Source organism: Allomuricauda sp. NFXS6 (assembly GCF_040148835.1).
In the GTDB taxonomy this organism is placed as follows: domain Bacteria; phylum Bacteroidota; class Bacteroidia; order Flavobacteriales; family Flavobacteriaceae; genus Flagellimonas.
Genome location: NZ_JAGEMG010000002.1, coordinates 494,384 through 507,259 on the forward strand (window position 1 = coordinate 494,384; position 12,876 = coordinate 507,259).

The following is a 12,876-nucleotide window of genomic DNA, read 5'->3' on the forward strand; positions in this document are numbered from 1 at the left end:
GCTTTTTTGCTACCTATAAGTATCATCAATCAAATCATATAATCAATGAGTTTCTGGAGAGTTTTACTTGCTATTCTATTCCCCCCATTGTCCGTAATAGGCAAGGGGTGTGGCTCTATTCTTATCGTTTTTTTATTAACCCTGTGCGGGTGGGTGCCGGGTGTAATCGCCGCTTTGGTCATTCTAAACAATCCCAATTAAATGTATCGACCCGTTGTACCGTCTCTTTACTGAGGAGTGCAAACTTGGGGTCAATTGTTCAAAATACGTTCTTGTCGTTTTAGATATTGGTTGATTGTGGTACTTTTGATTTTAATAAGATACTTTGAATCAAGACAAATAGTACAAATACTAACCATTAAGAGGCAAATCATGAAAAAAATTCAATACGCACTGGTTGCCGCACTGATCATTGTGGCGGCTTCCTGTAATTTTACCGAGGAAATCCATTTACAAGAAGATGGTTCCGGAAAGTTGTCCATTAATTTTGATGGTTCCGAAATGATGGATATGGCGGGTGATGAACTGACCAAGACCAACGAGGAACCTATTGATTCCATCATCTCTTTTAAGGATTTTTTGGAAGAGAAAAAGGACAGTATTGCTCAATTGCCAAAGGAAGAACAAGAGAAGTTAAAAAAGTTGGAACCTTTTAACATGCGTATGGTGATGGACCCTGAAAAAAAGGTGATGAAGTTTAATTTGTTCAGCGAGTTTAAAAATGTAAACGAAGTGAACGATGCTTTCAGTGCCTTTCAAGACGCCAGTTCCATTGGAGGTAAGGCGAATCCCCAGCAAGGACAAATGAAACCCGCCGAACAACCAACGGAGGTGAATTATACATTCAAGAAAAATAAGTTTACCCGTACCGCCAAGATTGTGGACCAAGAGTTGTTTGAGCAACAATTGGACAGCTTGCAGGGATCGGAAATGTTTCTTTCAGGGTCTACGTATACACTCAAATACCACTTTCCGAAAAAAATCAAGTCAACAACAGCAAAGGAAGCTACTTTTAGCCAGGATGGAAAAACCTTGATTTATGAGGTCAATTTCCTGGACTTGATGAAGAACCCGTCTGTACTGGATTTGGAAGTGGAATTGGAGAAGTAGTTTTCCATTAGAGAGCTTCGTATCTTTGCGGTATGAACAAGAAAGTTGCCCTACAGGATTTAGGATTCAAGGATTATAAGGAAACTTGGGATTACCAAGAAGCGCTTTTCAAGGATATTGTGGATACCAAAGTCCGCAACCGACGGGAAGATGCAGGTCTTGAAACGCCCAACCATTTTTTGTTCGTAGAGCACCCCCATGTGTACACCCTGGGGAAGAGTGGTGATATGAACAATTTGTTGGTGGATGAAAAAAAGCTGGCAGAAAAGGGAGCAACTTTTTATAAAATAAACCGTGGGGGCGATATTACCTACCATGGCCCGGGACAAGTGGTGGGCTATCCCATTCTGGATTTGGACAATTTCTTTACCGATATTCACAAATACCTTCGTTTTTTGGAAGAGATGGTGATTCTCACCTTGGCCGAATACGGCCTAAAAGGAGAGCGCTCCGAAGGAGAAACGGGTGTTTGGCTGGATGTGGGCACTCCCTTTGCCCGAAAAATTTGCGCCATGGGCGTACGTGCCAGCCGCTGGGTAACCATGCATGGCTTTGCCCTTAACGTAAACACGGATTTGGGTTATTTTGATATGATGATTCCCTGTGGCATCAAGGACAAAGCGGTTACCTCCCTAAATGTGGAGCTGGGCCAAAAGGAAGTGGATATGTCAACCGTAAAGGAAAAATTGCTGAAACATTTTACTACGCTTTTTGAGGCGGAGTTGATCAAGGAAAAGGCAGGGGTTTAGCTATCTCTTTATTCGTTAAGTCAAAAGCACCATTCGTCAATTTCTGGTGGAATTTTAACCAGAAAAATACTAATTTCACTTATCGGTCGATATAATTCATTTAAAAACGAATCATATCTTTAAACGTTATCTGCAATTAAAATGGCATTAGGAAATATTAAATCAGCTCAAGAATTATCAGGTAGTCTTTTAAGTCTACGATATGCAGCTATCTACGATATTTTCGGACAGATATGTTTGCATGAGTTTATTAAAAACTGCCATAAAGGAACGAATAATTTAAAGGAACTTGCGACTATTCTACCCGAAGGAAAATTGACATTTGATTCCTTTGTCAACGAAGTGAATAGTTTAGGTGAAAAAGCACTAGTTGAAACTAAAAGAAACGCAAATAGGGCTCTGACAAGAAACTTACTCAAAGAAGTCTTTAGACTAGCTCAATCCTACTGTTCAGACACAAATCAACTTGAAGAAATGGAGTCAAAGAGTTGGTATCAATTCACCAGACTAATTGTAAACTCAATGTCGCATGACTTTAAATGGAGATTTCATAAAAAGGATAAAAAGCACTTGCCAATAACCTATAAGAAAGAAACACTTGAACTTAATGTAGATGGGCAAGATATTCATATGCGATTGCAAGTATTAATTGAGCTTGTCGATGAAATAATAAGTTTTAGCAAATCAGAAATAAAATAAAAGCAGATAACAATGCCTAAACCAAATAGCTCCACTCCTACTTTTTTATAGAATCTTTATATTGCAACTCAATTAGTCCTAACCTTAAAGCTTTCATCTAATGTATCGCTACATAGGTTTAGACTAACCGATAAGTGCAATATCCCTAACTATTAATAGAAATACGGATGCGTAAGTGCTTATTTCAGTGTTAATGCTTCCTATTTATTCTTGTGCCAAATATTTTATAACTTACTACTTGCACTAAAAAGGTACATGTGGGGTGCAAACCGGAGTATAAAGTAAGTTCTCCTGTTTGGTCTTCATATTCCAATAACTAAATTCAACATACCATGAAAAGATTTCTCGTAGTAATTGCCCTTGCAGGAGCTTTGATTTCCTGCAAGAATGCTGGTGAAAGCAAAAAAGATACGGATGATTCCGCAACAGCGGAAAGCAATACCGTTGAACAAGTCGAAACCAATTACGTTCCCATTGACTCTGACGAAGCTTTGATCGCCGCATCATTAATGGCCGCTCCAGAAGAAAGCCGAGCGGGGTGCAAAGTCATTGGGTACAATATGGCGGGCGAATTTGTAACACTTCGGGAAGGGGATAACGAATTCATTGTCCTCGCCGACGACCCTAAAAAATCAGGATTCAATGCGGCCTGCTATCACAAAAGCCTGGAACCTTTTATGGCAAGAGGGCGAGAATTACGAGCCGAGGGAAAAACAGGACCTGAAATCTTTGACATCAGGGAACAAGAAGCAAAATCAGGTAAACTGGATATGGGAAAACCTGGGACTACCCTACATATTTATTATGGGGAAAGTGACCAATACAATCCAGAAACCCATGAGGTCGAAGGAGCGCAATACCGTTATGTAGTCTATTTGCCATTTGCCACGGCAGAATCTACCGGGCTTCCCGAAAAGCCTGTTGGGCCAAACCATCCTTGGATCATGAACCCGGGCACGCACAGGGCGCATATTATGATTTCTCCTTTGCCGGATAAGGAATAGGAATTGATTCTACAGAAAAGAGGATGCCTAAAAAGTAAGGCGATGTCATATTGAGCTTGTCGAAATATTTTCAACTTACTGATAATCAATATCGGTTTCGACAGGCTCAACCTGACAAATCAAGTTATGAAGATTTTTTAGAATTCACCCTCTTTCTTTTTTTTAAACCATTTGTACAGATTTCGGAGGAGTTTTCATTCCATTTTTCTTCATCCGTCAATCGAGAAGGGGCATCCGTCAATTTGCGGTATGCCATCTGCCCCATACTTGCTACTTTCCCCGCCACCGAATCAGTCTCGGTCATTTAAATAATTAATCACCTTATATCTAAAAATGAAAAAAGCAAACCTACTTATTGCACTAGTAATTTGTTTTACCGCATCAGCACAATTCGATAATAGCTTTGGTATCAAGGCTGGCACCAATTATTCCAAGTATATAGCGGATTATGATACCTACAAAAGAAAAATCGGCTATTATGTTGGTGGGTTTTTTAATATCAGAATTTCAGATAAGACAAGTATAAGGCCTGAATTACTATTGGCCAACCAAGGAACCAAAACTTCAATAGAAATTAATAATGATTTTAATATTGGTGAACCAGTGATAGCGGAAGGTGAAATTGTTAGCAACATAAACCAATTGGTGATTTTATTGCCTGTCAATTTTAGGATAGAATTGATAGATCGCCTTCATTTGGAATTGGGGATGCAGGCAGGCTATCTCGTGAAAATACAGGAAGTGCTTAAAAAGGTACCATATGACCCTTCCTTGGAAGGTGAAAAAAACAAATTCCCGCTATCAGAATTAGACCGATTTGATTTTGGACTCAATGGTGGTTTGGGTTTTGAAATTACCGATAGATTGGAATTGAATGCAAGGTATGGTTTGGGGTTGATTGAGCTTAACAATTTTTATAAAACTTCCGTGATAAGTCTTGGTCTTGGATTTAAAATCTAAAAAAATGTAATAACAAGAAAACCGAGGTATCAACCTCGGTTTTTTGCTTATATAAAACAACACCTATTTACTAAATTGGGTGAGCAACATACTGCCCATTAACTTTCCTTTTTTGTTGTACGATTCCTGTTTTACCATACCAACGCCTTCGGCCAACCACGTGCGTGAAGGGAAGGTTTGGTTGGTCATCATCATTTTGGTCTTGGTCTCGCTGTAGATTACATAACAATCAAAAGTGCCGGCAGGCGTAGTCACGCTTTCCTGCTTTTCCACTTTACGGTTAATGGTTTCCACATTGGTGTTCATGTTTATGGCACCGCCCATTTTCATTTTGAGCTGCATATTGGCATCGGGGAGTTCTTGTCCTACGGAAAGACTGTTGGGCAATTCAACATCGGTTCCGGAAATATCCATTTCAACATCTCCCATCTGGCTCAGCATTTGTTCGTTCATCAAAGATTTAAAATCAATCTTTACCACATTGCCCTCGCAGGCCATATTGTAGTCGGAGGTATAAGTATTGCCTTTTTTGTCTACCATTTCCATCATCATAGTGGCACTTACGTTATCGCCACTACTTTCCACATTGGTTACCGTATAATTGATTTGACCTTCCTCTTTGCCCTTTTTATCGTAGTTGGTGTATTGGAAATTGGCGCCATCAACCAAAGGATAATAAGTACTGCAGCTGGATTGTGCATTGGATGTTTGTGCTGCAAATACAGCCACTAGGAATAATATAAAATATTGTTTCATGTTTTTAAGTATTATTTTTTAATGAATTCAACTCTGCGATTTTGTGCTTTGCCTTGTGCCGTTCCGTTGTCGGCAACTGGTTCCGCCTCTCCTTTTCCCTCGGAGCTCAAACGGTCTTCAGAAATGCCATAAACGGATACCAAGGCTTTTTTTACTGCTTCCGCTCTGTCCTTGGAAAGTGTAATATTGCTTTCGTCAGAACCGTCGGAATCGGTATGGCCAACGATGTTGAGACTGATGGAGGAATCTTGGTTCAGCACTTGCGAAATCTGTCTTATGATTCCCATGGATTGTGGCAGAATGTCTGCTGAACCTGAGTTGAAGAGTATGCCGTTGGTGGAAATTTTCCCTTCGGACATCAGTTTTCTTCTCAAATCAACGCCGCCTTCGGATATTTTCAGGTTGCTGATCAACACTTGTTCCTGTCTCTTTTGCTTATCGATGCCATTCACATAAAACTTAACATAATTGATCAATTCTGGGCTCACAATAAATTGAGGAAGATCCACAACCTTGTTCTCATTGAGCCAAAGTCGGTACCTGTTTTTGTTTACGGCGATGGAAACATGGACCACATCTTTGTATAGTTCTCTAAAATCTTGTTGTAAGGTGTTTGCAATGGGAGCGGGGTCTCCTTTAAAATTATTGTCCACCCTCACCCCGATGGCGATGTATTGACAAAAATTCAGATTCGCCTTTACATAGTTTTCATTGGTCTTGAGTCCATCGGTTTCGGAAAGGTAAATGGCCAAAATGGCCCCTGAACCGGTATTTCTGCTCAAATTGACCACCTTAAGGTCAAACTCCATGGTAAAATCCTCTGGAAGTGTGGTTCCCAAGTTGGGTATGGTAAGGCTTCTGTTGGCCACGGAGTACCATTTGCCCGGCAGTGTCCCAATGGTCACCACCTCTCCCGAACCATTTGTATTCCATTTGGATGGAAAATCACCCATAAATTCATCGTTGAAATCGTCGTAGAACAACGGTTTGTCTCCTGGGACGAAATCAAATTTGCTGTAGACTTGGATGGTTTTGGGCCCTGTTGCAACGGAGCCAGTAGATGTTGTGCTCTCGCTGTTGGTGCCAGTGGTGTTTCCGTTGCCTTGGGTATCCGGGGCTTGTTTTCCACCAGAACCGGGTTCTAAGATACTGTCTAGGGCTTGATCTGTTTTTTTGGAAGTTTCACTTTCTACACGTCGTTCAACCGTGCGTTCGGCCGCTTTTTCAGCTTTCTTGGCCAATTTCTTAAAGAACTGTGCTTCTGAGCTATTGCCCAAGAGGAGGGCAAAGAACATACAGTAGCAGAGTTTGTTCGAGGTTTTCATTAAATAGTGTTTTAGTTTGTTGATAAAGTAATTCAAACTAAACTACTTAAATGAAACCTTCAGTCTTTTTAAAAATGTATGTTCCGTAGCAGGAATTGTATAAGTCGCACCAAGATGGCGTATTAGTTTATGGTATAGACAATCAGGGAGTTGTCTTGGTCTTTGGCTACCAATTCCAGTTTTTTGTCGTTGTCCATATCGGTCAAATCAATCAAAGAGCTGCCGAATATGGGAAAATTGGGGATAGGTTTCGCCTGACTGTCGAACAAGTAGATTTGATGGTTCTGGATATCCGTCACGCCCACATAGATTTTATCGTAGATGTAAAAGATTTTTGGTTTGGAATATACGCCCAGTTCCAACTCTACTTTTCTTCCTTTAATGCTGAGTACATTGTCATCCATAAATACCAAAGTGTTGCTGGTTGCATAAAACCCATGGTCGGGATTAAGATTAAAATTGGTGGCTGTCAGTTTTCCGTTGGTGTCAATTTGGTGCAGCACACCAGTTTTATTGGTTACCGAGAACTTGTTCTTGTATAGAAATACCTCGTTGTTCGAAAAATCAATTTTCTCGGGTACTTTAATTCGGTCGCTGCCCACACGATGTAAAATTCTGAGGGTACTATTGTCTTGCTTAAACACCAAATAGTCCTTGTTGCCCACCCTAAAGTGTTTTGGAGCACCCAAAATATTGCTAGGGGCCTCGGAAAAAGTAAATCCTCGAACTATTTCAGCTTGATTGTTGTACATATAAACCTTACGGCCTTGTGTGACCACAAAGCGATAATTTCGGCTCCCGTCATAATCAAATACCGCCAAAGGATTTAAGTTGCCACCCTCATAATCAATGTTGAAAGGAGGAACTACATCACCATTGCGATCTAAGACCAAGAATTGGTCGTTTGTGGTGAAGGCCAACTGCAATTTTCCATTCTTGTAAATATCAACTTGTTGTATTTCCCCTTGTATTCTGCCATCCAGTTGCTTGGTCCAAAGTACCTTACCGTCCGTTGAAATCAGATAGAGCACATTGTTCTGGTCCTGTACCACGATTTCCTGTTGCTTGGTCCGATGGTTTTTCACAAATTGTGGCTCGGTGGCCAAGTCCGTGTTCAGCTCCAAGGTGAATAAGGGGGACACCGTATTTTTTTCTTGGTTTTTTTTGATTTTGGAAGCGAGAACGTTGAAATGGCCAAAGCCATGGTCCATTACCATTTGTGATGCGAAGACGTGTTCTTTAAAGTCGTTGTCCTTTATATCCTCAAAAACTTCTGGCGAAAGTTCATGTTCGGCAAAAAAACCAATGCCCGAAGCATTAGAGACAAAAAGCATGCTGGATTCGTTGGCCATGGAAGCCTTAGCGGTTTGAAAGCCTTCATCATCATCAAAAGATGAGGAGCTCTTGTGGTTGCTAATGACGGTCTGTAACACTTCTTTTTCTTCGGAGAAGATGAAACTGTTCTCTATGATGGTGCAGTAATTGGAATCAAAATCTTTGACCAAGGGGGTAAATCCATCTTCAACTAGATTTGTTTCATCCAACACCAAAATTTCACTGCCCTGATAATTCTCTGAAGCCGATTTTTTGCTATCCAAATAGTCGTAAAGGCTTTCAGTCCCGAAGGATTTCAATAGGACTGCTCTTTCATTGTTCAAGTACATCAGCCCTACTTCTTCAATGGTGTTGAAAAGGGAGTCGTTCTTCTTTACTCTGTCCAGATAGGTGTTTTGGTTTTTGGCAAATACTTGATAATCATCAAAAGTATAGGACAATATAGCCTGAGCCGTTAAAGGTGTATAGGAAGGGGTTTTGTTGGCCAAGGGCGAAGTGCCTTTGAATAAATTAATGAAATTTTTAGTGGAATCGGGGGCCATCGCCACACCATTAAGGTTGATTTCGTCCGAATTTGCCGTGAAATCCAAAGAAACCCAAGAAGAAAAGGGGTTTTCCAGGGTGGTAGAACTTTCCTTTAAGGACAATACAGAAGTGTTTACGCTTGGGTTGATGAAAATGGTGGCGGACTTATCAAGGGAACTTGCCTCATAAAGTTTTTTCAAAGTTGGGTCAACAGGTGTGTTTTCGCTTACCCTGATAATGTTCTCCATGAGCATCATGGAAGAGCTCATTAAAATGTCCTTGTTTTTTTGCAAGCTGAAGACTTCCAGGCCGTCTAGCTCGTACTTGGTCACATGGGATCCCTCGTAGGTTAAAGTTTCTACTGTTTTGTTGGCTACACTGTCCACATTAAATAGTCCTGAACTGTTTTTGGCCACCAATATGTAATCATAGTTGTCCTTGCCTACTTCATAAAGTGCAAGAACACAGGTTTTATCGGTGGTTAGATATTCCAAGCCTTGAATCTTATCCGAAACCTGCTTTATATGGGAAAAACTCTCTACACTTTTAAGGATGGAATTGTTTTTAAGCTCACTTTTAAAATTGGTCAGGTTGGTGATCTTTAAAACGAGTGCTGGGTTGGGCGGCAGATGTGCCAAAAGGGAATCTTTGGTCTTTATCTCTTTTGTACAGGATGCAATTAAAATGGGGAGCAAACAAAAAAGTGCCTTTGATCTCATTCTTGAAGTTTGACACAAAGTTAGGATTTTTAAATATCCAGTGTCAATTGTTCGGGTAGTTGTCTAAAGCTTTTTCTGTGATATTTGGTAATGCCGTATTTTTTTATGGCCTCCCTGTGCTCTTTGGTGGGATATCCTTTGTTCTTTTTCCAGTTGTACATCGGGAATTCTTCATGTATTTTGGCCATGTACTCATCCCTATAGGTCTTTGCCAAAACCGAAGCTGCTGCAATGCTCATGTATTTCCCATCCCCTTTAATTATGCATTCGTGGTCAATATTTGGGTAAGCTTTAAAGCGGTTTCCGTCCACGATTATAAAATCGGGTTGTGGTTGTAACTTGTCTATGGCACGATGCATGGCCAAAAAAGAGGCGTTTAAAATGTTGATTTCATCAATCTCATCTTGGAAAACGTGGCAGACGGAGAAAGAAACAGCTTCTTTTTCCAAAACGGGCTTTAGCAAAATCCTTTTAATTTCTGAAAGCTGTTTGGAGTCATTTAATACGTCATTGGTAAAATTTTTGGGCAAAGTAATGGCTGCAGCGGTAACCGGACCTGCCAAGCAACCCCTCCCGGCTTCATCGGTTCCTGCCTCAAATAAAGAATGATAATATTGTTTCAACATATACCGTAAAAATTTGACCAAGCCAGTTTTGATAAAATTTAGGCAATATAAAAATGTAAATTCTTTTTAGAGCAGGTCAATCAACTTTTCACATTTCCTTAGTAACAAAACTTTTACCTTTGCCCAACCAATATCATGGAATGAGATTTATACTGTTGACCCTACTTTTATGCTTTGGACAATTCCTTTTGGCACAGCAAGACTCACTGCCACCAGTAAAAGGGTTGGATTCATTAAGGCTAAAGGATAAAGATTCTCTTTTGATGACCTCCAAGGACTCCATTGCAAAAGACGCTGCTCGACAAAAACTAAAGGACAAAAAAATGCGTGGGATGGCGAGCAAGAAGAAAGATTCCGTTGGCATTAGTGATTATAAAATAATTTCGTACCAACGCGACACCACTTTTGTGGATACCTCCCTTACCATTAAAAAAGATTACAAGTACAATTATATTAGGGAAGATGATTTTGAATTAATGCCCTTTGCCAATATGGGACAACCCTACAACGAACTCGGTAAGAGTTTTTCTGGAACGCCCTACTATCCAAGAATAGGTGCCACTGCAAAACATCCGGGGTATTTTGAAAAAGAGGATATCAACTATTATCATGTTCCCACTCCAATGACCGAACTTATGTTCAAAACAACCATGGAGCAGGGGCAGTATCTCGATGCACTGTTAACCTTTAATATGACGGAAAGGCTAAATGCATCTATCGCTTACAATGGTTTTCGGTCCTTGGGTAAATATAGGTACGAAGAAGCACAGGACGGAAAGTTTAGGGTAACCCTTACCTACATCACCAAAAATGAAAAGTATGGGCTTAGGGGGCATATTGCGGCTCAAGAGTTGCAAAGCGAAGAAAGTGGGGGGCTATTGGATAGAAGACAATTTGAAGATAATCTGGACGATTTTCAGGATAGGGCTAAAATTGATTTGTTGTATGAAGACGCCAACAATCGGATATTGGGAAAGCGCTATTACTTGGACCAACAATTCAAACTCGTCAATCATAAAAAAGATTCCACGGACAAGGAGCCAACAACATTGACGATTGGACATGAGTTCAGTTACGAATCCAAAATCTACGATTTTGAACAAACCCGACAGAATGATGCCTTTGGACAAGATCCATTTTTAACACCCATTGAAGATAGGGCCAGATTAAAGACCATGTTCAATAGGGGAACCGTCGCATTTTCAAACAGAACATTGGGCAAATTGTCAGGTAATGTAAGCCTGTACAATTATAATTACTTCTTCAACAGTATTCTCATTACCGAAGAAGGGACGATTCAGAACAAATTACAGGGGGAGGAAATTTCGGTAGGCGGGTCCTATCACAATACCATAGGGCCATTGTTTCTTTCAGGAAATGTGAACTATACCGTTTCTGGGGAACTTACGGGGAATAATATTGATGCATTGGCGAGATATCGTTTAAATGATAAAAACACAATCACAGGGAGCATAAATGTTTCCTCGAGAATGCCAGACTTTAATTATTTACTGTATCAAAGTGATTACCGTAATTTCAACTGGCAAAACAACAATACCTTCGATAAGGTGCAAACACAGAGTATCAAGTTTGGTTTTGATTCCCATTATTTTGGTCAAATCGAAGCTGAGTACAGTCTGTTGAACAATTATACCTATTTTGCTTCTTCCGCCAACGAGGAACAAATAGGATTGGGGCAAGAAACAGCTTTCGTGAGGCCGTTCCAGGAATCAGGTACTGTCAACCACCTAAAGGTGAAGTATAAAAAGGAATTAAAATGGAGAAAGTGGGCGTTGATGAATACGGTAATGTATCAAGAAGTAACCCAGGACAATCAGGTACTCAATCTTCCCCAGCTGGTTACAAGAAATACATTATACTTTTCAAGCGATGTGTTTAAGAAAGCCATGTTCCTTCAAACAGGAGTGACCTTTAAATACTTCACTTCATATAATATGAATGCCTATAATCCATTATTGGGCGAATTCTATATCCAGAACAATGAGGAGTTGGGAGGATATCCTTTAATGGACGTTTTTATAAATGCCAAAGTGAAGCAAACCAGGATTTATTTAAAGGCAGAACATCTCAATTCCATTTTTTCAGAACCCAATTATTACTCAGCACCAAACTATCCGTACCGTGATTTTGTTATCAGGTTTGGGCTGGTCTGGAATTTCTTTTCATAAAATTTGATGAGAAGTAAATAAAGAAATACTGAAAAACAAGCACTTATAAATCAATTGATTTTTTTTCTAAAAAAATATTGAAAATTGTTTTGCGGTACGGAAATAAGGTGCGTATATTTGCACCCGCTTAGCTGATAAGGCAGGGCGCTTTGGAGGGGCCGAGAGGCGTTATCCGAAGGAAAAAACAAAAGAAGTTCATATACATATTGTAACGACAGCGTAGAATTAAGAATGAACCATTTTGATGCAGGGACTCGGATTTCCGGGTGTCGGACAGACATTCAAGGAAATACAATGAAGAGTTTGATCCTGGCTCAGGATGAACGCTAGCGGCAGGCCTAACACATGCAAGTCGAGGGGCATCACGGAAAAGCTTGCTTTTCTGGTGGCGACCGGCGCACGGGTGCGGAACGCGTATGGAACCTGCCCCTGTCAGGGGAATAGCCCAGGGAAACTTGGATTAATGCCCCATGGTACCGTTATATCGCATGATATTTCGGTTAAAGATTTATCGGACAGGGATGGCCATGCGTACCATTAGTTAGTTGGTGGGGTAACGGCCCACCAAGGCAGCGATGGTTAGGGGCCCTGAGAGGGGGATCCCCCACACTGGTACTGAGACACGGACCAGACTCCTACGGGAGGCAGCAGTGAGGAATATTGGACAATGGGCGGGAGCCTGATCCAGCCATGCCGCGTGCAGGATGACGGCCCTATGGGTTGTAAACTGCTTTTATACGGGAAGAAACGCACCTACGTGTAGGTGTCTGACGGTACCGTAAGAATAAGGACCGGCTAACTCCGTGCCAGCAGCCGCGGTAATACGGAGGGTCCGAGCGTTATCCGGAATCATTGGGTTTAAAGGGTCCGTAGGCGGGC

At 40.8% G+C, this 12,876-nt stretch carries 12 protein-coding genes and 1 rRNA gene; 8 read left to right on the plus strand and 5 right to left on the minus strand.

Going from position 1 to position 12,876, the window contains the following annotated elements; all coding sequences use genetic code 11:
* Positions 1-45 precede the first annotated feature (45 nt).
* From J4E06_RS05435 to J4E06_RS05455, 5 genes are all read left to right on the plus strand, one after another.
* The gene (locus J4E06_RS05435; protein ID WP_090291467.1) at positions 46-201 is read left to right on the plus strand and encodes a YqaE/Pmp3 family membrane protein; all 156 of its coding nucleotides are present in this window, start codon (positions 46-48) and stop codon (positions 199-201) included.
* A 171-nt stretch (positions 202-372) separates the two neighbouring features.
* A complete protein-coding gene (locus tag J4E06_RS05440) occupies positions 373-1,110 on the plus strand; it encodes a hypothetical protein (protein WP_349523020.1) in 738 nt (245 codons plus the stop codon).
* 32 nt (positions 1,111-1,142) lie between these two features.
* Complete coding sequence (gene lipB, locus J4E06_RS05445) at positions 1,143-1,859, plus strand: lipoyl(octanoyl) transferase LipB (protein WP_349523021.1); 717 nt, start codon at positions 1,143-1,145, stop codon at positions 1,857-1,859.
* Positions 1,860-2,000: 141 nt separating this feature from the next.
* Positions 2,001-2,558: a hypothetical protein gene (locus J4E06_RS05450; RefSeq protein WP_349523022.1), complete on the plus strand. Its 558-nt coding sequence runs from the start codon at positions 2,001-2,003 to the stop codon at positions 2,556-2,558.
* A gap of 332 nt (positions 2,559-2,890) precedes the next feature.
* On the plus strand, positions 2,891-3,562 hold the full coding sequence (locus tag J4E06_RS05455) for a hypothetical protein (protein ID WP_349523023.1): 672 nt from the start codon (positions 2,891-2,893) through the stop codon (positions 3,560-3,562).
* Between the two features lie 124 nt (positions 3,563-3,686).
* On the opposite strand, the gene J4E06_RS05460 is transcribed toward J4E06_RS05455, so the two are convergent.
* The gene (locus J4E06_RS05460) at positions 3,687-3,866 is read right to left on the minus strand and encodes a hypothetical protein (RefSeq protein ID WP_349523024.1); all 180 of its coding nucleotides are present in this window, start codon (positions 3,864-3,866) and stop codon (positions 3,687-3,689) included.
* Positions 3,867-3,895: 29 nt separating this feature from the next.
* Here J4E06_RS05460 and J4E06_RS05465 point away from each other — a divergent pair, with 29 nt between their 5' ends.
* Positions 3,896-4,522: a porin family protein gene (locus J4E06_RS05465; RefSeq protein WP_349523025.1), complete on the plus strand. Its 627-nt coding sequence runs from the start codon at positions 3,896-3,898 to the stop codon at positions 4,520-4,522.
* A 63-nt stretch (positions 4,523-4,585) separates the two neighbouring features.
* On the opposite strand, the gene J4E06_RS05470 is transcribed toward J4E06_RS05465, so the two are convergent.
* The 4 genes from J4E06_RS05470 to rnhB all read right to left on the minus strand — a co-directional run bounded on the left by J4E06_RS05470 (position 4,586) and on the right by rnhB (position 9,808).
* The gene (locus tag J4E06_RS05470) at positions 4,586-5,278 is read right to left on the minus strand and encodes a TapB family protein (protein ID WP_349523026.1); all 693 of its coding nucleotides are present in this window, start codon (positions 5,276-5,278) and stop codon (positions 4,586-4,588) included.
* Positions 5,279-5,289: 11 nt separating this feature from the next.
* Positions 5,290-6,603, minus strand: a complete 1,314-nt coding sequence (locus tag J4E06_RS05475) for an OmpA family protein (protein ID WP_349523027.1) — start codon at positions 6,601-6,603, stop codon at positions 5,290-5,292.
* A gap of 122 nt (positions 6,604-6,725) precedes the next feature.
* Complete coding sequence (locus J4E06_RS05480) at positions 6,726-9,182, minus strand: ribonuclease HII (RefSeq protein WP_349523028.1); 2,457 nt, start codon at positions 9,180-9,182, stop codon at positions 6,726-6,728.
* Positions 9,183-9,211: 29 nt separating this feature from the next.
* Positions 9,212-9,808 (minus strand): ribonuclease HII, encoded by a 597-nt coding sequence (rnhB, locus tag J4E06_RS05485; RefSeq protein WP_349523029.1) that lies wholly within the window; start codon positions 9,806-9,808, stop codon positions 9,212-9,214.
* A gap of 140 nt (positions 9,809-9,948) precedes the next feature.
* On the opposite strand from rnhB, the gene J4E06_RS05490 reads away from it, so the two are divergent.
* Together J4E06_RS05490 and J4E06_RS05495 are read left to right on the plus strand one after the other, a co-directional pair.
* Positions 9,949-11,997, plus strand: a complete 2,049-nt coding sequence (locus J4E06_RS05490; protein WP_349523030.1) for a putative porin — start codon at positions 9,949-9,951, stop codon at positions 11,995-11,997.
* Between the two features lie 291 nt (positions 11,998-12,288).
* Positions 12,289-12,876, plus strand: a 16S ribosomal RNA gene (locus J4E06_RS05495); the annotation flags it as partial.